Origin of the sequence: Methylosarcina fibrata AML-C10, from assembly GCF_000372865.1 — a bacterium.
GTDB classification, from domain to species: Bacteria; Pseudomonadota; Gammaproteobacteria; order Methylococcales; family Methylomonadaceae; genus Methylosarcina; species Methylosarcina fibrata.
Window position 1 is genome coordinate 3,738,469 of record NZ_KB889965.1, and the last position, 20,567, is coordinate 3,759,035.

Consider the following 20,567-nt stretch of genomic DNA (forward strand, 5'->3'; position numbering starts at 1 on the left):
TTGCTTGATGAATTATCCGGAAAAAATGATGTTTATGCTTTTTCGAGCTCTCTTTTTAGAGAAGAGGACCGGCGCTGCAATTTGGCTTTCCGTTTCAAGGCGAGCGCCTTCGCCGCAGCCGATCCCCTATGCGGTTCGCCCCGCTCCCTGGCCAAGCGGGTTTGTTTTTCCCGCTCCAGAAAACGGCGTTTCTGCTCTTCGCTAGTCCTGTCGTAACAATGAGGGCAACTTACGCCCTGCCGGTATTTTTCATGGGCTTTATCCGCTTCGGTAATGGGCATGCGGCAGCCATTGCACAGATCGTAACGGCCTTTCTGCAATCGATGATTCACGGTCACCCGCTCGTCAAAGACGAAGCACTCGCCCTGCCATAACGTTTTCTGTTCAGGCACCTTTTCCAGGTAATTCAAAATGCCGCCTTTGAGATGATACACTTCCTCAAAACCCTGCTCTTTAAGAAATGCCGTGGATTTTTCACAGCGAATTCCGCCGGTGCAAAACATCGCCACTTTTTTATGCCGGGAAGGGTCGAGATGTTCTTTCACATAGCGGGGAAATTCGCGAAAACTTTCGGTTTTCGGATTGACGGCGTTTTTGAAAGTGCCTACCTCAAACTCATAGTCGTTGCGGGTATCGATCAGCAGCACTTCGGGGTTCTCGATCAACGCATTCCAGTCTTCCGGACTGACGTAGGTGCCGACGGCCCGAGTAGGATCCACTCCTTCGATGCCCATCGTGACGATCTCTTTTTTCAGCTTGACTTTGGCTCGATTGAAAGGCACTGCATCGGTATAGGATTCTTTACAGTCGATATCGGCCAGGCTGGGCTCACTTCTGAGCCAGGACAGCAGAGCGTCGATGCCGGAGCGGGAACCGGCCACGGTGCCGTTGATGCCTTCATGAGCCAACAGCAGCGTCCCCCGGATTCCGTTTTCTTCCATGACCTGTAACAAAGGCTGGCGCAAAGCCTGAAAATTATTCAGCCTGACGAATTTGTACAGAGCACAAACGATAATCCGAGACATGGCGTGTTCTTCAGTGGGGCCGAAATACAATCGGAACAAAATTAAGGATATTATACTCGGATGCCGGTAGACCGCTACTTAAACTAATAGTCAGTCGACAGGATTTGCATTGCGGCGGGAATTGCTGCGCCTTGTTCGGCGCCGTATTAAAAAAGACCTGCAAGGCCCGGTTCCGGATTTTCGTCGCAACAGGGCCGGCCACTGGACCGATTAAGCCGGTCCAAGCCGCAGAGCCTTACAATTACAACTGGGATTGCAAATAATTAGGCAGGCCGATCGACTCGATGATTTCCAGTTGGGTTTCCAGCCAGTCGACGTGTTCTTCTTCACTTTTGAGAATGTGGTTGAAAATTTCTCTGGAAAAATAATCCTGCACGGTTTCGCAATGGGCTATCGCTTTTTTGAGCAGAACTATCGCCGCCTGAACCAGCTTTAAATCGCATTCGAGCATTTCTTTGGGATGTTCGCCGATTCTCAACTTGTCGAGATTCTGCAGGTTGGGCAGTCCTTCGAGGAAGAGAATGCGTTCTATCAACGAATCGGCGTGCTTCATCTCGTCAATGGATTCGTGATAGACCCTGTCGTTGAGTTTGTGGAAGCCCCAATTCTTATACATGCGCGCATGTAAAAAATACTGGTTTATCGCGGTCAGTTCGTTGGTCAGTACCTTGTTCAGAAACTCAATGACTTTCTTATCGCCTTTCATAGCGGCCTCAAAAAGATGTCTAGCAAGCAGTAAGGATCGGGTGGAGGGATGACTGTTGCATTATAGACTGCTGTTGCCTCGCACCGTCAAGCAATTCCTTAACCTGTTTGTTGCATTTTCCGCATTCTCCGCCGACTCCCAGACAATGATGAAGCTGCCGGCGGGTTCTGACGCCGTTATCGATCGCTTTTCTGATCTGATGATCGGTTACCGCTTTGCAAACGCACACATACATTCAATCGGTCTCCTGAAAAATAGTCATTAAAATGATAACAATTCTCATTACAAAAATAAAGAGCAGCGAACCGTTTTTTTGGCGCGCTTCGTAAAGACAATAGCACTTCTATAAAGCCGGAATGAATTTCTTCCGCGCCTTTAAATTAACTCTTCGCCGGTCGCTAAAATAAAACGGCGTCTTTCGAACGGATGCACCGCTGCCGGGGGGCTACATTATTCGAGCCATTCACCTAATGTAAGACCTCTTAACCTACAATTAAGTTGAAACAACCCCTTCTCATCCTGTCTCTTTGATTATCCTGAAACAGGAACAGGTATTTACTATCGACTTTACTTCATTGGGGTGCCTGGCTGTCTCCCTGTGCCGTTACCGTGAAAATCGAAAGCCTCCCACAGACGATTGTCATGATTCGGGGTGTGGAAAGCCCCCTTCATGTCGGTTAAATTAAGAGAAAAAACACGGTAGGGTGGATAAGCGAAGCGCATCCACCGCATGGCTACAGAATTCCCTAACTTAGCGGTATTGGGTTGGGGCTTTAACGGATTCCGTATCATGTATAAGATAGGCCTGATTTTATTTTTTTCCACCTTGATCTGGTCGGGCATCGGGCCCAAAGATTATCCGACCTGGTTTCTCGAAACCGCCCCCGCTCTGATCGCCGTTATTCTGGTCATTGCGACCCGGCGGCGATTTCCGTTGACCTCGCTGGCCTATGTCCTGATTCTGATCCACAGCGTCATTTTAATGATCGGCGGACATTACACTTATGCCGAAGTCCCTCTGTTCGACTGGATCAAGGAAACGCTCCATCAGGATCGGAATAATTTCGACAAACTGGGCCATTTTGCCCAGGGCTTTGTGCCTGCCATCGTCGCCCGGGAGATTCTTGTCCGGAACAAGGCTGTCAACGGTAACTCCTGGCTGAATTTTTTGATCGTCTGCGTGTGTCTTGCAATCAGCGCTTTTTATGAACTAATTGAATGGCTGGTTGCCTTATTCAGCGAGGAAGCGGCCGAGGCCTTTTTGGGAACCCAGGGATACGTCTGGGATACCCAGACCGACATGGCCATGGCCTTGGCAGGAGCAGTCTTGGCGCTGCTGACTCTAAGCAGATGGCATGACCGCCAGCTTCAGGCCTTGCAACAGGAGACGCCATAGCGTTTTTATCCGGCGCCGGCCGCCAGCCTCCGGTACTTTTTTCGGCGGAATCATTATAAAATGACCCTTTTTCTCGCAAGTACATTATCAGACCCATGAAACCAGACATCATCGTCAGCGCTGTGCAACAGCCCTGTAACCACGACCGACAAGCCAACCTGGATTTTTCCATCGCCAAAATCCATGAAGCGGCCGCCGCCAAGGCCGATCTGGTGGTATTGCCCGAATTGCATCTGGGACCTTACTTTTGCCAGAACGAAGACTACAACAATTTCGACCTGGCGCAACCGATTCCGGGTCCGGCCACGGAAATCCTGGGCAACGTCGCGAAAAAGCTGGAAATCGTGATCGTCTCGACCATTTTCGAAAAACGGGCGCCCGGCCTCTACCACAATACCGCCGTGGTGTTCGACAGGGACGGCCGTATCGCCGGCAAATACCGGAAAATGCACATACCGGACGACCCGGGTTTTTACGAGAAATATTATTTCACGCCGGGCGACATCGGCTTCAAGCCGATCGAGACGTCGATCGGCAAGCTTGGCGTGCTGGTGTGCTGGGACCAGTGGTTTCCGGAAGCCGCCCGGCTGATGGCGCTGGCCGGCGCGGATCTCTTGATTTATCCGACCGCGATCGGCTGGGATCCGGACGATACCCAGGAAGAGCATCAGCGCCAGCTCAACGCCTGGATCACGATCCAGCGTTCCCACGCCGTCGCCAACGGCATTCCGGTCGTTGCCTGCAACCGCATCGGCTTTGAAGCGGCGCCTAATTCGACGGCCGGCATTCAATTCTGGGGCAACAGTTTCATTGCCGGCCCGCAAGGCGAAATTCTGACCCAGGCCGACGACTCGGAAGTCAAATTGCTGACCTGCCGCCTCGACGCCGCCAGAAGCGAGCGAGTCCGGCAGATATGGCCTTATCTGCGCGACCGCCGGATCGATCACTACGGCAATCTGACCCGGCGCTTTATCGATTAAGGCGCTCGCAGCAAGGATGAGCCGCCCGGCTCATCCTTCCTTCCATTTGATGTTACAGCCCATACTGGGAATCTGATCCGGGTTGATCGGGCGGTTGGCCAGCAAATTATCCAGCGCCTCGCGCAAATCCCTGCCCGTCAGCGGTATGTTGTTTTTCGGCATGGAATCGTCCAGCCGTCCCCGATAGACGCAGAAAAGATCCGCATCAAACAAATAAATGTCGGGCGTGCAGGCCGCCTGATAGGCCTTGGCGACCGCCTGGCTCTCGTCGTACAGATAGGCCGCGAAAGGCCGTCCCCAGTCTTCCATCAATGCTTTCATCTTGTCCGGCGCATCTTCCGGATACTGAGCGACGTCGTTGGAGCTGATGGCGACGGTTCGAACGCCTTTTGCCGCGTAGGTCCTGGCAATGTCGATCAACTGCTTTTCCTCGTGCATCACGTAAGGGCAATGATTGCAGATGAACAAAATCAGCGTGCCTTTTTCTCCCTTCAATTGTTGCAAGCTTAAAGTGTCGCCGGTCACCGTGTCGGGCAATTCGAAATCGGGGGCGCGCGTGCCGAGCGGCATCATCGTGGACTCAGTTAAAGCCATGGTTTTCTCCTGGGTAGTGTTGATTCAATATTATTACTAGAGAGCTGCATTGTACTTCAGGATTGCTAAAACAATAAATCCCGAAGGTTGGAAGGGAGACGGGATAGATTGGTTCAAGAACGCCGAGCATGACGTGTGTTGATCTGAAGATCGGCTGCCTTCATTAAAAACCAATGCCTGGATACCTTGGCTTCGGGAACCTGCCGGGCAAATTTCTATTTCATAGACCTTCAACTTAACAATACGCGATGCTCAACTTTAAATGAATTGAAGACATGGCCGCCCGCGGCTCCCAAGTTGTTCTACCAAAAGCAACTTATGAAGGAGAAGGGTCATTGTAAAATAGAAGGCTTTATCATTTATATCTATTGCTGTGTAGAAGATATCTGCCGACTTTTCGTCAACCGACCGTTAAGAAGCCGGGGGGTATGTTCAAGCCGAGCGATGCCGAAGTCATCACGATGGGGCTCGTGGGTGAATTCATGGGCAAAGACCATGACAAAGGCATCTGGCGTTATTTTCGCAATCACTGGCATAACCGGTTTTCTAACTTGGGCTCGCGTGCCAACTTTGCTAAGCAAAGCGCTAATTTATAGCAACTGAAAAGGCGCATACAGGATCACATCGTTTGGCAAATCGGAGTGATGAATGATTCGGTCCACTGGGTGGACGGCTTTCCGATGCCGATCTGCAAGTAGGCTCGAGCCTCTGGCTGTCGTTGCTTCAAGGGCGAAGCAGAGTTCAGCTATTGCGCAGCGAAGGATGAGAAATATCATGACTTTGAAGGGCATGTGCTGGTCAATTTCGAAGGCATTTTCTGTGGCTATGCTTTTGCCCCGGCGAATGTCGACGAGCGGGATGTGCTGCCGGAAATGGTCGCCGGTCTGCAAGGGCGGCGGATCGGGGACAAAAGCTATATCCGTTCTTCTCTAAAGCAAGCATTGGCGCAACACGGCCTTGATTTGCAAACCCCTTTACGGAAAAACAGGCAAGACTTAAAGCCAAAGGCGTTGGTCGACCAACTGGTATTAAGCAGACGCTTACTGGAAACCGTCATCGGACAATTGGCCGATCGTTTTCATATTGAAAAAGTGAGGTCATGCGACACTTGGCATTTGGCTAACCGCTTTATCCGGAAACTGCTTGCCCCCACGATGGGCTGCTTCTTGGGAAAACTCATGGGCAACCCGACTTTGCTTTTTGAATCATTGGTTGAGATTTAAAAGTTGAGCATCTTCCCTGGATACCTTGATTGAAATCGCCAAACGGTTCAGCATCCTTGAAAGTCAACATCACATGGATTCGAAAGAATTTTTTTATCGGCACAGCCGGAAAGATGGCCGATGATGCGGAATTGGTCGAATGGGCTAGCGATTACCGGCATTATCTGCATTTGCATCGGGAACTGGATGCGAAGCTGAAACATGTTGCATGGTGCGCTGAAAATCTATCTGGATGCCGCCGAACGAACGATTCTTCATTATCACTGTCAGGACGAACAGAACCGTTCGCTGTTTCGTTACGGCAGTATCCGCATCATGAACATTTACCCGATACGGTTATTGTTTCGGAAAGCCCCGAAATTGCATCGGTCTGCATGAAGTGATGGAAAAACAGACAGAGGCCGGGTAAGCTTAGGCCGGTTGGCCGTCTTTACCGAAGGCACCAACCGGAACTGATTTTTGTCTATACTCTTTCTAGAATTCTCTCAAGCTATTCTCTCTATACTTCGGATAAATGATCACTTTTACCAAAATGCACGGTCTCGGCAATGACTTTGTCGTGATCGATGCCATGACTCAGCAAATCGCACTGACTCCCGAACGGATACGCAAACTGGCCGACCGGCACTTGGGCATCGGCTTCGATCAATTGTTGTTGGTTGAAAAGCCGGTGAGCGGCAATGCCGACTTCAAATACCGGATTTTCAATGCGGACGGCGGAGAAGTCGCGCAATGCGGCAACGGCGCCCGCTGCTTTGCCCGGTTCGTCCGCGACAAACGCCTGTCCGACAAAGATGAAATTCGCGTCGATACCGATTCCGGCCAACTGCTGCTCAGGTTCGACGAAGACAATTTGATAACCGTCAACATGGGCGTGCCTCGCCATACGCCCGCCGAAATTCCTCTGCTTGCCGAGCGGGAGGCGGCTTTTTATACGGTCGTGATCGACGGCCGGGAATTGTCGTTCGGTGCGGTTTCCATGGGCAATCCGCACGCGGTTATTCAGGTTCCCGACGTGTCGGCGGCTCCGGTGGCCGAAACCGGCCGCATTCTGGAAAGCCATCCCCTGTTTCCCGAGCGGGCCAATATCGGTTTCATGCAGATCATCGACCGCAATCACATCAAACTTCGGGTCTTTGAACGCGGCGCCGCGGAAACCCTGGCGTGCGGAAGCGGCGCCTGCGCCGCGGCGGTGATCGGCATCGAACGGAAACAACTGGACCGCGAGGTCCGGGTCGAATTGCCCGGCGGAGAACTGAAAATCGCCTGGGCAGGACGGGGCAAGCCGGTGTTCATGACCGGCCCGGCAATCAGCGTATTTGAAGGCATTATCCATGACGACTAAGCAAGCGGCGAGCCTGACCTCGGATCAGGTCGAAAATTATCTTTTGAAACATCCCGAATTCTTCAACGAACATCTGCATTTACTGGAAACGATGATTATTCCTCATCCCAGCGGTAATGCCATTTCCCTGATTTCCAAGCAACTGGAAATCTTCAGGAACAAGCACCGCGAGTTGGAAAATCAGCTCAATACGCTGATTGAAATCGCAAGGGACAACGATGCTTCGCTGAACCGCATGCACAAACTGACTCTGACGCTGCTCGAAGCATCGTCGCTGGCCGACGTTGCCGACAAACTGGACCTGATTTTGTCCGAGTATTTCCTGACCGATTTTGTGGCGATTCGAATCGTCAAGCCTCACGACGAGTCCGAAACGGCAGATTTTTTCATCAGACCGGACAGAGAAAGTCTTGAGCCGTTTGCTAAAGAATTGTCCTCGAAGGAGCCCAAATGCGGCCGGCCCACGCTGGCTCAGGCCAAGGCGCTGTTCGGCGGTTCCGCGTTGGAAGTGAAATCCTGCGCCATCATTCCTTTAAGCCTGGCCGGTACCAGAGGGTTACTGGCGATCGGCAGTCGACAGGAAGGGCGCTTCCATTACAGCATGGGCAACCTGTTCCTGAATCAGATGGGCGAACTCGTCAGCGCCCGGATCATGACGTTATTAACCCGAAACTAATTCCGATGGACGAGTCTGCCGGCCGGATATTGACCGATTTTTTGTCCGAGCTTAAGTTCGAAAAGCGGGTATCGCCGCATACCTTAAGCAATTACCGGCGGGATATCGAGCTGCTCGCCCGGTTTTGCCGAGATAAGGCCATTCTTCACTGGCGGGACGTTCAGCAAAGCCACATCCGTTCCCACATTGCCCAAAGGCACCGACAGGGGATCGGCAGCAAAAGCCTGCAGCGCGAATTGTCCGCGATTCGCAGTTTTTACCGGTTTCAATTAAAGAAAGGATGGATCGACAACAATCCGGCGCAGCATGTAAAGGCGCCGAAGCAAGCCAGAAAGTTGCCGAAAACGTTGGATGTGGATCAGATGGTCGGCCTTTTGGACGCCGGCGCCGATTCCATTCTGGAACTGCGCGATCTGGCCATGTTCGAATTGTTCTATTCTTCCGGCTTGCGTCTTGGCGAACTGGCGGCGCTGAACCTGGACGATCTGGATCTGCCCGACCGGGCGCTGCTGGTCAGAGAAGGTAAAGGCGGCAAATCCAGGGTATTGCCGGTCGGGTCACAGGCCGTGAAAGCCGTCGGGCAATGGTTGCCGCACCGGCAGGCGATGGCCTTGAAGGACGTCCCGGCCTTATTCGTTTCCGCCCGAGGAACCCGGTTGAGCCCGCGCAGCATTCAATTGAGGCTGGTCCGGTGGTGCCGGCAAAAAGAGATAACGGCCCGTATTCATCCGCACATGCTAAGGCATTCATTCGCCAGTCATTTATTGGAGTCCAGCCAGGATTTGAGAGCGGTTCAGGAACTTCTCGGGCATAGCAGCATCAGTACTACTCAGATCTATACGCACCTGGATTTTCAGCATCTTGCTGAAATTTATGACAAAGCGCATCCAAGGGCGAAAATTAAACCGAAGTAGCCATTTGCTTCATAAGCAAAAAAATCAAAAATCTGCTACCATGCGAATTCTCTATCATCAATAGACGCTGTCTGCCTTATTGCGCAGAAATATTTTAAATACAGGATACTGGAAATGGCGGCAAACGAAACACTGCAGGATATCAAATCGAGAGGGGTACTTTGGGGCTTTGGCGTTTTTATTGTTACGACATTAACCGTTATCCTGATTCTGGGCGCGTGGTGGGGCGGTGAGCCCGAGCAATTCAATATTCAGGAAGAAGCCCTGGAGCGGGCGAAGATAACGAAGACCACGGATATCCCTTTGGGCTATACCTTTACCAATACTCTGGCCCATATTGCCGAAGTGCTCCTGCATAAATCCGGCGGCTATATCACCAACGACGTGGCGCCTCCCGGCTTTTTCCTCGACAACATTTCCAGTTTCGAATACGGCGCCCTGGTGATGCTGCGCGACGCCACCTCGGCGTTAAGAAACCACTTCGCCCGGGACCAGTCCCAATCGGACGAAGATCCTGATCTGAAGGTAGCCGAACCTTATTTTTATTACGAAAACGATTCCTGGGCGCTGCCTTCGACCGAAGCCGAATATCAAAAAGGCGTGGACGCGCTGCATGAATACATGTCGCGTCTGCAAAAATGGGGCGGCAAGGTCAAGCGGGCGCAATTTTATGCGCGCGCCGACAATCTCTGGCAATACACCGAAGTGGTGATCAAACGGCTGGGCAACCTGTCGACCCGGCTCAGTGCCAGCACGGCCGGCGCCGAAATCATTCCCGGCCTGACCGTGATCGAGCCCGAGGCCAACATCCGCAATCCCAAGGCGGCCGCCGTGGCCCAGACTCCCTGGCTGGAAATCGACAACGTATTTTACGAGGCCAGAGGTTCCAGTTGGGCCCTGCTGCATATCCTGAAAGCAATCAAATACGACTTTCACGACATTTTGCTGGATAAACGCGCGATGAATACGGTCGATATCATGATCAAGTCGCTTGAAAACGCCATGGCGCCGATTCTGAGCCCGATGATTTTAAACGGCAGCGGCTACGGGCTATTTGCCAACTATTCATTGACCATGGCGACTTATATCGCTCGCGCGAACGCTTCCGCTCTCGATTTGCGCGACATCATGAACCGAGGCTAATGAACACGCTATGGACGAACAAATCAACTACAACCTGACCAACATCGATACCTGGAAAAGAATTTTCTTCATGCTGATCTTTGCCGCCATCGGCGCGTTGGTCAGGATGCTGCTCTGGGCCGTGATATTTTTGCAGGTGGCGACCGCCCTGCTGACCGGCAAGGCCAACAAACACATTCTCAACTTTGGCCGCGGCCTGTCCATCTACACCTACCACATCATGCTGTTTTTGACCTTCAATACCGAGACGCTGCCTTTCCCGTTTTCGGAATGGAATCAGACGGCGGAGCTCAAGCTGCCCGATAAATAAGGCGAGAGGGGACGGATGACAGGATGCGCTTCGAGCGCAGCAGGCTTATTCGTCCTCGTCCCGTCCTTCTTCCGCTTCCATCGTTTCCTCAGCCTGACCGCTCACCAGTTCTTTCAGATAACGATACAGCAATCGGGAGGATTTCGGCGGTTTCATTGCCGCCGCTTCCTTTTGCGCATTTCGCACCAATTGGCGTAAATGCTGACTGTCCGCAGCCGGCATCTGATCGAGCAGTTCGGCCAGGTCGTCGTTATTGCCCTGAATCAGCCGGTCGCGCCAGCGCTCGGCCAGATGATGCTCGCGGATGCCGTGGGCGCTCTGGTTTTTGATCCGCGCCAGTTTTTCCAGTATCGGTTCGACCTCCGTCTTGTGAAGCTGGCCGGCAATGTATTTCAGCAATCGCTTTCTTGCTCCTTTGTGCGGCATTCCTGCCACTTCGAGCGCCGATTTGCGGACGTTCTCCGGAAGATCAAAGGTATCCAGCACGACCGGAGACAATTTCGAGAGTTCCTCTCCCAAATCAAACAGCGCGGCGATTTCTTTCTTGATCCGGGTTTTATTCGGTCTTACTGCATAATATTCGACTTCGTCGTCTTCTTCGTAGTAATAATCTTGTTCTTCATTCATTTCGTATTAAACCATCGTAGTGGTACAAATTGATCCTTTTGCAGTCCTACTTTACCACAGACGGCAGGATCGCTCGCCATGCCTCCAGTTTTTCTCCGAAATTCAGCGAGGCATGGGCCGGACTGGTGGAAGGGAGGCGTCTGTAGTCCAGGTAGTCAAAGCGAGAAGGCAATCCGGGCAGAACGTATTTTTTGTAAAAGCCGGCAGCCATGCCGCCGTTAAAGAATACTTGCCGGATGGACGGGAATTGTTCAAAAAACAGAGCAAAATCGTTCACCCGGATCGATGCCGGTGCGATATTGGCGTCCAGGCTGCCTTGCCTCCGGCAGCTTTGCAGCACGTCCCAGACGGCAATCCCTTGATCGGTCAATATCTTTTTTCGAAGCAAATAATCGAGACGGTAATCAAAACCGAACAATTCTCCGAGGATTGGCCAGAATGCGTTTTGGGCGTGGCCGTAATATTGTCTTTTTTGCAAGGAGGTAATGCCGGGCATCGATCCCAGAATCAGAAGATGGGGATTGCCGGCGACGATAGGCGGGAAACCTTCTATGTCGGAAAGGGCGTTCTTCATAAATTACTTTAACTATAAAGCGCTAAATTTGGGATAATATACAGCCGTTTTTTATTTGGATATCAACAACAGCATGTGGTTTAAAAATCTGAGCATTTTTCGTCTTACCGAAGCTTTTACGTTAACGCCGGATGAGTTGGAAGCAAAGTTGCAGGCTTTGGCTTTCCGTCCCACGGGGCCTCACGAAGAGTTCAGCTTCGGCTGGACGCCGCCTTTAGCCAAGGCGTCGAATCCTTTAGTGCACAGCAGCAACGGTTTTATGATGCTGTGCGGTAAAAAAGAAGAAAAAGTTTTGCCCACCGCCGTAGTGAACGAGATGGTTCAGGAGAAAATCTCGGACGCCGAGGAGAAACAGGGTCATAAATTATCCAAAAAAGAGCGTTCCGCGATAAAGGATGAACTGATCTTCGAATTATTACCCAAGGCTTTCACGTTTTCACGCAAAACTTACGCTTACATCGATCCCAAAGGCGGCTGGCTGATCGTCGATGCAGCATCGGCCAAAAGCGCCGAGGATCTGCTCAGTCATCTGCGCAAATGTCTGGGCTCGTTGCCCGCCGTTCCGCTCAGCACGGTGGAAAATCCGAGCCTCGTCATGACCGGCTGGCTTCTGAATGACCAAGCCCCGGAGGACATCGTCATCGAGGACGAATGCGAGTTGCGCTCGCCCGGAGAAGAAGGCGGCATCATCCGCTGCAAGCGCCATGATCTGGCAGTCCCCGAAATCAAAAACCATCTTGATTCGGGCAAACTCGTCATTAAACTGGCGGTGAAATGGGCGGATCGCCTTTCTTTCGTGATGGACGAGCATCTGGCAATCAAGCGGGTGCGTTTTCTCGACCTGATTCAGGATCAGGTCGCCGAGGTGGATGCTGAAAGCGACGCCGAGAGGTTCGATGTCGATTTTTCGATCATGTCCCTGGAGCTGGCGAGTTTTCTGCCGCGCCTGCTGGAACTGTTCGGAGGAGAAAATCCGGCTTCGTAAGCTTCGGTAAACGGTTGAAGACGCTTGGCCCAAATAAAAAAGCCCGAGCCGGTAAAACCGGTTCGGGCTTTTTCATGCGGGAAAAGCAATGATGAATTATTTCATCATGGATCTTTTAAACATGTTGTCCAGTTTGCTGTTGGTGTCTTGCGCGTATTGAGCTGCACGGTTGGCGGCAGCTTCTGCAGCAGCAGCTTTTGCTGATGCGTCGTTAGCGGCGGATTGAGCAGCGGCAGCATCGGAAGAAGCTTGGGCAACCGAAGTTTTCAAGCCGTCAATTTGTGACTGTAAGTTCTCTATGTCACCGTTAGTTGCACATCCAACAGCCAGGCTTGCAACCAGAGCAATCATCGATAATTTAACTATTTTTTTCATCTTGTTTTCCTTTTGTTAACAGTTATAAAAAACATTACACCTGAAGAAATTATAGCATAATCTTAAACAAATTCCATGGCTACTTAATTTTTACTAAAGTCCCAGGCTCCACCCACTGGCTTAGGTGGTCGATCTGGCTGTTGGTCATGGCGATGCAGCCGTGAGTCCAGTTCATGCTTTTGTGAATTTTTGCGTCGGCCCGGCCCAGACCGTGAATGCCGATCTGTCCGCCCAGCGCCGTATTTTGCGGCGGCACGGCATGGTAGCGATGGGCTTCCACTATCCGTTTGTAAGTGTATTTGTCGATCAATCCCTTATGCAGAGCCAACTCGGCGTTTTCCGCGGAAGGATAGTTCAAGCCGAAAAACCGGTGGAAGGAACTGCGTTCACCGATCCAGCCGATCCGGTATTCCCCGTGCGGCGTAATATTGTCGCCCCGATGGGTTTTAATGCCGGCTCCGCCCCGACCGATGGCAATGTCGTTGATGGTGTCCAGGGTTTTCTCACCTTTTTTTACCTCGATTTTAAGGGCCGTCGTATCGATCAGCAGCCAAATATTTTCATCTGCCGACGTGATAATGGAAAAACAAACACAAAACAAGAACAAGAAAATGCGCAACATGGGATCTACACTGAAAAAGAATTTTGGTGTATTTTAGTTCTTCCGGTTAATTCTCGCACTAAGGATCAAACATGCAAACAGATACCATCGATACACAGCCGTATAACGATCAGAATCCCGGCACATCGGGACTTCGCAAAAAAGTCAGGACATTCCAGCAAGTCGGCTATCTGGAGAATTTTGTTCAATCAATTTTTGACTCCTTAGAGAATTATTCCGGTAAAACCTTGGTACTCGGCGGCGATGGTCGTTATTTTAACCGGGAAGCGATACAAACCATCATCAAGATGGCTGCCGCCAACGGCTTCGGCGAACTAATTATAGGTCAGGGCGGCCTCTTGTCCACTCCGGCGGCCTCTCATGTCATTCGGAAATATCAAGCCTTCGGCGGCCTGATCCTGTCGGCCAGTCATAATCCGGGCGGCCCGGATGAAGATTTCGGCATCAAATACAACGTCGGCAACGGCGGGCCGGCGCCTGAAAAGTACACTCAATCCTTTTATCGGCGCAGCCAATCGATAACTTCCTACAAGATTGCCCGTTTCGACGACGTGGATCTCGACACGCTCGGCAGTCAGCAGGCGGGCGAACTGAAAATCACCATCCTCGATCCTGTCGCCGATTACGCCGATCTCATGCAGTCCATCTTCGATTTCAGCCTGCTGAAACAGACGATCGGTTCGGGCTTTATCACGCTGCTTTTCGATGCCATGCACGCCATTACCGGCCCCTATGCGAAAAGGATTCTCGTCGACATGCTGGGCGCCTCGCCCGAATCGGTCATTAATGCGACGCCGCTGGAAGATTTCGGCGGTCATCACCCCGATCCGAATCTGGCTCATGCCCGGGAGCTGGCCGAACGGATGTTCGGTCCGGAGGCGCCTGTGTTCGGCGCGGCTTCCGACGGCGACGGCGACCGCAACATGATCACCGGCAGCAATATCTTCGTCACGCCCAGCGACAGCCTCGCGATCATGGCGGCAAATGCCCATCTGATCCCGGGTTACGCCAAAGGCATTGCCGGCGTGGCGCGCTCCATGCCGACCAGCCAGGCGGTAGACCGGGTTGCGGCGCACTATAAGATCCCCTGCTACGAAACGCCGACCGGCTGGAAATTTTTCGGCAATCTGCTCGATGCGGGCAGAATCACCTTGTGCGGAGAAGAAAGTTTCGGCACCGGTTCCGATCACGTGCGCGAAAAAGACGGCTTGTGGGCCGTGCTTTTCTGGTTGAATCTGATCGCGCGCAGACGCCAGTCGGTTGCCGACATCGTGCATGAGCACTGGCAAAAGTTCGGCCGGGACATCTATTGCCGGCATGATTACGAAGCCGTGGAAACCTCGATCGCCGACGGCATCGTCGAGTATTTGCGCGCGCAGCTCCCGGCGTTGCCGGGGCAGTCGTTCGGCGAATATACCGTTAAGTACGCCGACGAATTCCGCTACGAAGATCCCGTCGACGGCAGCATCAGCCAGAATCAAGGCATACGCATCGGCTTCGAAAACGGCTCGCGTATCGTCTATCGCTTGTCCGGCACCGGTACGGTGGGCGCCACCCTGCGAATTTATCTGGAAAAATTCGAGCCCGACGCGGCTAAACATCATCAGGATGCCCAGGAGGCGCTGGCCGAGTTGATCGGCCTGGCCGAGCACTTCGGCGAAGTGAAAAAACGCACCGGCAGAGCCGGACCGGACGTAACCACCTGACCGGTTGCGGTAGACTTCAGTCAGAGCAAGGTGAACGGAAAATGCCTTCCCTTTACCTTGCGCCCGGCTCGCATGCTAGGCAAATTCCAGGCTGTGGACATAGCCGTGCAGCAGGCAAATGAGCAATACGCCCGCGCTGATCAAGGCGATCTGTTCCAGCGAGGTCCGTAAATCGGTTTTTTTGTGCAATGACGGAATCAGGTCGGCCACCGCAATATAAATGAAACTCGATGCGGCCAGCGCCAGAAAGTAAGGCAGGCTGGCATGCATTTCGTCCAGGCTGAAATAGGCCAGAATGCCGCCCAACACCGTCGCCAGGCTCGAAAGAATGTTGTAGAAGAGCGCTTTGGCTTTGCCGTAGCCGCTTTCCAGCAGGATGGCGAAGTCTCCGACTTCCTGCGGAATTTCGTGCGCCGCCACGGCCAGGCTGGTCACGATGCCCAGTTTGACGTCGGTCAGGAAGGCGGCGGCGATCAGAATCCCGTCGACAAAGTTATGAATGCTGTCGCCGACAATGATCAGGACGCCGGCCGATTTGACCAGGTGATGTCCGTGGTGGCCGTGGTCTGCCTCATGCGAGTGTCCGTCGTCGCCATGGGCTTCGCAACTGCCGTAATGACAGTGCCTCCAGATCAGCAGTTTTTCCAGTACGAAAAACACCAGAATTCCGGCCAGAATCGTTCCTGAAAGGGGTTGAAACTGTTCCGGCCCGATTTTTTCAAAAGCGTGCGGTATCAATCCCCAGAACGCCACGGCCAACAAGGCGCCGGTTGCGAAACTGATGCCGTGCGGCAACACCTGATGCCGCTGCCGATCCGTCAGCAGCAAAAAAACAGCGGCGGCCAGGACGCTCAAAACGCCGCCGACGGCCGTGAAAACGATGATGAATACTAAAAGATTCAACGGATTACTCTCTCCATATAAGTGTCGCCATGCGCCCGGTCACCGGCTCCCGCCGATAAGAAAAGAATCGGCCGGCTTCGGTGACCGTGCAAAAATTTCCGCCGTAAACGCGAGCAATGCCGAGTCCGGCCAATTCGCTTCGGGCCAGTTGATAAATGTCGGCCAGCCATTTGCCGTTGCGTCCGACTTTGAACGCCTCGATCGACGACTCCGATTTTGACAGGAAAGCCTCCCGCACTTCGGAGCCGACTTCAAAGCATTCGGGGCCGATGGCCGGCCCGAGCCAGACCAGGAGATCGCGGCCGGGAAAGGTCGCCACCGTGTTGCCGATGACGCCGGCCAGCAGGCCGCGCCAGCCGGCATGGACGGCCGCCACCCGACTGCCGTCGGCAGCACATATCAGCAGCGGCAAACAATCCGCGGTCAGGACGGCGCTCACGATTCCCGATTCTTCGGTAAAGCTGGCATCGAATCGGGGCCTGACGAGGCCACGCTCCGCTCTTGTCACGCCGTTGCCGTGGACCTGATCCAGCCAGACAGGCTCGGACGGCAGCTTGAGCTGCGTGTTGACGATTTGCCGGTTCTTGCGCACCCTTTCGCCGTCGTCGCCGACGTGCAGGGCCATGTTGAGGCTCTCGTAAGGGCCATCGCTCACGCCGCCGGTGCGCAAGGTCACCGCCGACTTGACGTTGGCGGGTGCCGGCCAGTCCGGAATGATCAGGTCCAGGTTACCTTTGTTCATTGTCTTCCAGGGCGGCAAGCAAGTTGAGCATGTCGTCCGGCAAAGGCTGTTCCCATTGCAGATACTCGCCCGTTACCGGATGATGCAGGCCCAGTTTGGCGGCGTGCAGGGCCTGGCGTTTAAATTCCCGCAGCACGCTTTTCAAATGCTCATTGCAGTCCGGCGGCATTTGAAAACGGCCGCCGTACACCGGATCGCCCAGTAAAGGATGGCGGATATGGGCCATATGCACCCGGATCTGATGAGTGCGTCCTGTTTCCAGCCTGACCTGCACCAGCGTATGATGGGTAAATCGTTGCAGGACCCGGTAATGAGTCACTGCCGGCTTGCCGGATTCCTTGACCACGTACCGTTTGCGGTCGGTCGGATGCCGGCCGATCGGCTCGTCGATGGTACCGCCGGCCGTCATGCGGCCCCGGGTAACGGCCAGATATTCCCGGAAAATGGCGCGGTCCTGCAATTGTTGGATCAGGCTGTTATGGGACTGCAACGTTTTTGCGATCATCAGCAGGCCGCTGGTGTCCTTGTCGATCCGGTGCACGATGCCGGCACGGGGCAGAGTCTCGAGATCGGAATCGTGGTTCAGCAGGGCATTGAGCAACGTGCCGTGCCAGTTGCCGGCCGCCGGATGGACGACCAGGCCGGCCGGTTTGTTGACCACCAGCAGGCTTTCATCCTCGTAAACGATATCCAGCGGAATGTCTTCCGCTTCCGAGACGACCTCCACCTCGGGCTCGGCATCGAGCGTAATCTCTTCGCCGCCCTCGAGTTTATCCTTTGCCTTCAACGTCAGGCCGTTGACTTTTACCCGGCCCGATTTAACCCAGCCTTGCAGGCGGGTGCGCGAATAGTCGGCAAACAGTTCGGCAAGCGCCTGATCCAGACGCATGCCCGCCATGTCTAAAGGCACCTCGGCCGTTAACCTTACCATAACAAATTCTTCTGATTAACCTGTTGTTAAGTTATACTCGCCAGTTCGATAGCGCACTTTTCGGGATCCGGCGAAAAACTTCTAATATTACAACGTGTCGTTAGTACTATGCGATTTATTTTTATAAAATTTTTATTGGTCTGCTGGTTGGGCTTGTCTCTTTCAGGCTGCGAATCGCTGAAAAAATTTTCGTTGAACGATGATTCCGAAACCGAAGACAAATATCCCGGCTGGAATGCCGACAAATTCGGCTCGGAAGCCAAAAAGGCCCTGGAAGCCGGCAATTATGCCAAAGCCATCGAACTTTACGAAGCGCTCGAGTCCCGTTATCCTTTCGGCGAGTCCTCGGCGCAAACCCAGCTTGACATTGCCTATGCGTATTTTAAAAACGGGGATTCGGAAGCTGCGATCGCCGCGGCCGATCGATTTATTAAAACCAATCCGAGAAATCCCAGCGTCGATTACGCCTATTATCTGAAAGGCTTGGTCAATTACAACAAGGGCATCGGTTTTGTCGACCGTTTTCTGCCGACCGATACCTCGCAGCGCGATCCCGGTACGGCTCGCGATGCCTACAATAACTTCGAGGAGCTCATCCGCCGGTTTCCGGAAAGCAAATACGTTGCGGATGCCCGGCAACGGATGATTGCATTAAGGAATAATCTGGCCATGCATGAAGTGCACGTCGCGCGCTATTACATAAAGCGGAAAGCCTATGTGGCGGCAGCGAACCGGGCCGCCGAGGTCGTTGAAAAATACCAGCGCACGCCGGCCGTGCCGTTCGCCCTGGAAGTGCTTCGCGAGGCGTACGCCAAACTGGAAATGACCGAACTGGCTCAGGACGTCGCCCGAGTCTACGAACTCAACTATCCGAACGGACCGCCGGTTCCCGAACATAAAAACGCCACCGTCTCCCATCAAATCTGGGATTTCATCGGGCTGGAAAAATAAGGAAACAGGAAGGCACGCCCGGCAGCTTGCCGGCTCAGCTTTGTTTTTCTTCCTGCCGGCTGATCGATTTCATGATCGTTTCGTAAGCCTTGCTGATTTTCTGGGTTTTTTCTTTGGCCAGCTTCATCATGTCTTCCGGAAGGCCCCTGGCGGCCAGCTTGTCCGGATGGTGCTTGCTCATTAAGCGCCGGTAGGCTTTTTTTATCTCGGCTTCGCTGGCGGACGGCGTCAACCCCAGGACGCCGTAGGCCTCCTCGAGACTGGATCTTTTCGGACCGGGCCGGTGACGATGCTTCTGTCCCCATCCTTGAAAGCGCTGCTGTGCCTGCAATTGAATCTTGATCCGCTCGTATTCGAAACGTGAAATTCTAAGGTTTCGGCCGATGTGCAGCAGCAGCCGTTCCTTGTTGTGGTCGAACACGCCGTCGGCAAAGGCCTCCTGCATCTGGATCTCGAAAAACAGACGCATCAGGTCCGCGCGTTGATGGCACTCGCGGTAAAATTGCGCCAGGACCTCGTCCAGCGGAAAGCCGGGATTTTTGCCCTGCCGGAACAGATGGATCGCCGTTTTGCGCATGTCTCCGGAAATCGACAGTTGCTCCATGATTCGGTTGGCCTGCGCTATTTCCTCGGGTGAAACGCGGCCGTCGGCCTTGGCGATGTGGCCCATGACCGAAAAGGTCGCGGTAAAAAAAGCCGTCTGTACACGGTGCCGGTCGTCCGGAGGAAAGGTGAACTCTTCGTCGATCCCGTTAAGGCCGAGATCGAACTGATGGCCGACCGACGCTCCGAGAACCGCGCCCAGGGGGCCGCCCAGAAGAAATCCGAAAGCGCCGCCGATGAATTTGCCGGTCCAGCTCATCGATGACGCCCTTGTCCGGCAACAATTAATGATAAAATCATAACATTAGTCCCAATTTGAATCTTTGCGAGGTCTTATGAATGCTCCCGGAGCTCTTTACCAATCGGCGCTGACGTCTTTAAAACTCCGTGCCCGGGGAAAAGTGCGCGATATCTACGATATCGATGAAAAATACATGCTGATTGTCACCACCGACCGGCTCTCCGCGTTCGACGTCATCCTGCCCGATCCGATTCCCGGCAAGGGGCAGGTATTGACCAGCGTTTCCAATTTCTGGTTCGATAGGCTGAAGCATATCATACCCAACCATCTGGCTGCCATTCCGCTGGAGCAAGTGCTGCCCGATGCCGAGGAACGCCGGCAGGTCGAAGGACGGGCCGTGGTCGTCAGAAAGATGAAGCCGTTGCCGGTTGAAGCGATCGTGCGCGGTTATCTGATCGGTTCCGGCTGGAAGGACTACCAAAGGACCGGCGCCGTTTGCGGCATTAAACTGCCCGAAGGATTGCAGCAGGCCCAGCAATTGCCGGCCGCGATTTACACCCCGTCCACCAAGGCCGAGATGGGCCGGCACGACGAAAACGTCACTTTCGAAAAAACCGTCGAGCTGATGGGCCGGGAACTGGCTGAAAAAGTACGCGACGCCAGTCTGAAGTTGTATACCGAAGCCGCGGCCTATGCCAGGGAACGGGGCATCATCATTGCCGACACCAAATTCGAGTTCGGCCTGGACGGCAACGGCGACTTGTATCTGATCGACGAGGCGCTGACTCCCGACTCATCGAGATTCTGGCCGGCCGATCAATACCGCGTCGGCATCAGCCCGCCCAGCTTCGACAAACAATACGTCAGGGACTACCTGGAAACGCTGGACTGGAACAAAACCGAGCCGGGCCCTTCCCTGCCGGCCGAAGTTGCCGAATACTGCGCAAAAAAATACCGGGAAGCCGAGATCCGCTTGACCCAATCGTAGCCGGCCG

The 20,567-nt window shown here is 53.4% G+C and carries 24 protein-coding genes and 1 pseudogene; 13 read left to right on the forward strand and 12 right to left on the reverse strand.

The genetic code is table 11. The features are described 5' to 3' along the window. Positions 1 to 32: 32 nt before the first annotated feature. From trhO to A3OW_RS27325, 3 genes are all read right to left on the reverse strand, one after another. Entirely contained in the window at positions 33 to 1,025 is a 993-nt protein-coding gene (gene trhO / locus A3OW_RS0117435) for an oxygen-dependent tRNA uridine(34) hydroxylase TrhO (RefSeq protein ID WP_033412808.1), read from the reverse strand. A gap of 241 nt (positions 1,026 to 1,266) precedes the next feature. Beyond that, complete coding sequence (bfr, locus tag A3OW_RS0117445; protein WP_020564736.1) at positions 1,267 to 1,731, reverse strand: bacterioferritin; 465 nt, start codon at positions 1,729 to 1,731, stop codon at positions 1,267 to 1,269. 19 nt (positions 1,732 to 1,750) lie between these two features. Next, positions 1,751 to 1,966 carry a (2Fe-2S)-binding protein gene (locus A3OW_RS27325; RefSeq protein WP_083918242.1) on the reverse strand — a complete coding sequence of 72 codons (216 nt, stop codon included), beginning with the start codon at positions 1,964 to 1,966 and terminating at the stop codon, positions 1,751 to 1,753. Positions 1,967 to 2,521: 555 nt separating this feature from the next. Between A3OW_RS27325 and A3OW_RS0117450 the strand changes: the two genes are divergently transcribed. Then, positions 2,522 to 3,127 (forward strand): DUF2238 domain-containing protein, encoded by a 606-nt coding sequence (locus A3OW_RS0117450; protein ID WP_020564737.1) that lies wholly within the window; start codon positions 2,522 to 2,524, stop codon positions 3,125 to 3,127. A gap of 95 nt (positions 3,128 to 3,222) precedes the next feature. Further along, positions 3,223 to 4,107, forward strand: coding sequence for a carbon-nitrogen hydrolase (locus A3OW_RS0117455; RefSeq protein WP_020564738.1), 885 nt, complete (start codon positions 3,223 to 3,225; stop codon positions 4,105 to 4,107). Between the two features lie 30 nt (positions 4,108 to 4,137). On the opposite strand, the gene A3OW_RS0117460 is transcribed toward A3OW_RS0117455, so the two are convergent. Continuing rightward, complete coding sequence (locus A3OW_RS0117460; protein WP_026223698.1) at positions 4,138 to 4,701, reverse strand: thioredoxin family protein; 564 nt, start codon at positions 4,699 to 4,701, stop codon at positions 4,138 to 4,140. A gap of 318 nt (positions 4,702 to 5,019) precedes the next feature. Here A3OW_RS0117460 and A3OW_RS29245 point away from each other — a divergent pair. The 7 genes and pseudogenes from A3OW_RS29245 (at position 5,020) to A3OW_RS0117500 (ending at position 10,312) form a co-directional block, all read left to right on the forward strand. Continuing rightward, positions 5,020 to 5,924, forward strand: a pseudogene (locus A3OW_RS29245) (IS982 family transposase). 29 nt (positions 5,925 to 5,953) lie between these two features. Beyond that, positions 5,954 to 6,307 carry a hypothetical protein gene (locus A3OW_RS28350; RefSeq protein WP_198291333.1) on the forward strand — a complete coding sequence of 118 codons (354 nt, stop codon included), beginning with the start codon at positions 5,954 to 5,956 and terminating at the stop codon, positions 6,305 to 6,307. 131 nt (positions 6,308 to 6,438) lie between these two features. Further along, positions 6,439 to 7,269 carry a diaminopimelate epimerase gene (gene dapF / locus A3OW_RS0117480; RefSeq protein WP_020564745.1) on the forward strand — a complete coding sequence of 277 codons (831 nt, stop codon included), beginning with the start codon at positions 6,439 to 6,441 and terminating at the stop codon, positions 7,267 to 7,269. Further along, positions 7,259 to 7,945, forward strand: a complete 687-nt coding sequence (locus tag A3OW_RS0117485; RefSeq protein WP_020564746.1) for a DUF484 family protein — start codon at positions 7,259 to 7,261, stop codon at positions 7,943 to 7,945. Before dapF ends, A3OW_RS0117485 begins: the two co-directional genes overlap by 11 nt. A gap of 5 nt (positions 7,946 to 7,950) precedes the next feature. Further along, positions 7,951 to 8,859, forward strand: coding sequence for a tyrosine recombinase XerC (gene xerC / locus A3OW_RS0117490; RefSeq protein ID WP_020564747.1), 909 nt, complete (start codon positions 7,951 to 7,953; stop codon positions 8,857 to 8,859). A 114-nt stretch (positions 8,860 to 8,973) separates the two neighbouring features. Continuing rightward, positions 8,974 to 10,002, forward strand: coding sequence for a DUF2333 family protein (locus tag A3OW_RS0117495; protein WP_020564748.1), 1,029 nt, complete (start codon positions 8,974 to 8,976; stop codon positions 10,000 to 10,002). 10 nt (positions 10,003 to 10,012) lie between these two features. Next, positions 10,013 to 10,312, forward strand: coding sequence for a DUF4389 domain-containing protein (locus A3OW_RS0117500; RefSeq protein ID WP_020564749.1), 300 nt, complete (start codon positions 10,013 to 10,015; stop codon positions 10,310 to 10,312). A gap of 45 nt (positions 10,313 to 10,357) precedes the next feature. On the opposite strand, the gene yjgA is transcribed toward A3OW_RS0117500, so the two are convergent. After that, positions 10,358 to 10,939, reverse strand: coding sequence for a ribosome biogenesis factor YjgA (yjgA, locus tag A3OW_RS0117505; RefSeq protein ID WP_020564750.1), 582 nt, complete (start codon positions 10,937 to 10,939; stop codon positions 10,358 to 10,360). A gap of 46 nt (positions 10,940 to 10,985) precedes the next feature. Next, entirely contained in the window at positions 10,986 to 11,513 is a 528-nt protein-coding gene (locus A3OW_RS0117510) for a DNA-deoxyinosine glycosylase (protein ID WP_020564751.1), read from the reverse strand. 73 nt (positions 11,514 to 11,586) lie between these two features. Between A3OW_RS0117510 and rdgC the strand changes: the two genes are divergently transcribed. After that, positions 11,587 to 12,498, forward strand: a complete 912-nt coding sequence (gene rdgC, locus A3OW_RS0117515) for a recombination-associated protein RdgC (protein ID WP_026223699.1) — start codon at positions 11,587 to 11,589, stop codon at positions 12,496 to 12,498. A 96-nt stretch (positions 12,499 to 12,594) separates the two neighbouring features. Here rdgC and A3OW_RS0117520 read toward each other — a convergent pair whose 3' ends face one another. Then, positions 12,595 to 12,873: an Lpp/OprI family alanine-zipper lipoprotein gene (locus A3OW_RS0117520; protein WP_020564753.1), complete on the reverse strand. Its 279-nt coding sequence runs from the start codon at positions 12,871 to 12,873 to the stop codon at positions 12,595 to 12,597. Positions 12,874 to 12,952: 79 nt separating this feature from the next. After that, positions 12,953 to 13,495: a L,D-transpeptidase family protein gene (locus A3OW_RS0117525; RefSeq protein ID WP_020564754.1), complete on the reverse strand. Its 543-nt coding sequence runs from the start codon at positions 13,493 to 13,495 to the stop codon at positions 12,953 to 12,955. A 71-nt stretch (positions 13,496 to 13,566) separates the two neighbouring features. On the opposite strand from A3OW_RS0117525, the gene A3OW_RS0117530 reads away from it, so the two are divergent. Continuing rightward, positions 13,567 to 15,201, forward strand: a complete 1,635-nt coding sequence (locus A3OW_RS0117530) for an alpha-D-glucose phosphate-specific phosphoglucomutase (protein WP_020564755.1) — start codon at positions 13,567 to 13,569, stop codon at positions 15,199 to 15,201. 75 nt (positions 15,202 to 15,276) lie between these two features. Here A3OW_RS0117530 and A3OW_RS0117535 read toward each other — a convergent pair whose 3' ends face one another. The 3 genes from A3OW_RS0117535 to rluD are packed head-to-tail and all read right to left on the reverse strand — an operon-like array spanning position 15,277 to position 17,777. Beyond that, complete coding sequence (locus A3OW_RS0117535; protein ID WP_020564756.1) at positions 15,277 to 16,104, reverse strand: ZIP family metal transporter; 828 nt, start codon at positions 16,102 to 16,104, stop codon at positions 15,277 to 15,279. 4 nt (positions 16,105 to 16,108) lie between these two features. After that, positions 16,109 to 16,846 carry a peptidoglycan editing factor PgeF gene (gene pgeF / locus A3OW_RS0117540; RefSeq protein ID WP_020564757.1) on the reverse strand — a complete coding sequence of 246 codons (738 nt, stop codon included), beginning with the start codon at positions 16,844 to 16,846 and terminating at the stop codon, positions 16,109 to 16,111. After that, complete coding sequence (gene rluD, locus A3OW_RS0117545; protein ID WP_020564758.1) at positions 16,833 to 17,777, reverse strand: 23S rRNA pseudouridine(1911/1915/1917) synthase RluD; 945 nt, start codon at positions 17,775 to 17,777, stop codon at positions 16,833 to 16,835. The genes pgeF and rluD overlap by 14 nt, the downstream gene beginning before the upstream one ends. A gap of 108 nt (positions 17,778 to 17,885) precedes the next feature. Here rluD and A3OW_RS0117550 point away from each other — a divergent pair, with 108 nt between their 5' ends. Next, positions 17,886 to 18,728, forward strand: a complete 843-nt coding sequence (locus A3OW_RS0117550; protein ID WP_020564759.1) for an outer membrane protein assembly factor BamD — start codon at positions 17,886 to 17,888, stop codon at positions 18,726 to 18,728. 34 nt (positions 18,729 to 18,762) lie between these two features. Here the strand turns inward: A3OW_RS0117550 and djlA are convergent, their stop codons facing one another. Then, positions 18,763 to 19,590: a co-chaperone DjlA gene (gene djlA, locus A3OW_RS0117555; protein WP_020564760.1), complete on the reverse strand. Its 828-nt coding sequence runs from the start codon at positions 19,588 to 19,590 to the stop codon at positions 18,763 to 18,765. Between the two features lie 76 nt (positions 19,591 to 19,666). Between djlA and A3OW_RS0117560 the strand changes: the two genes are divergently transcribed. Next, the gene (locus A3OW_RS0117560; RefSeq protein WP_020564761.1) at positions 19,667 to 20,560 is read left to right on the forward strand and encodes a phosphoribosylaminoimidazolesuccinocarboxamide synthase; all 894 of its coding nucleotides are present in this window, start codon (positions 19,667 to 19,669) and stop codon (positions 20,558 to 20,560) included. Positions 20,561 to 20,567: the final 7 nt, after the last annotated feature.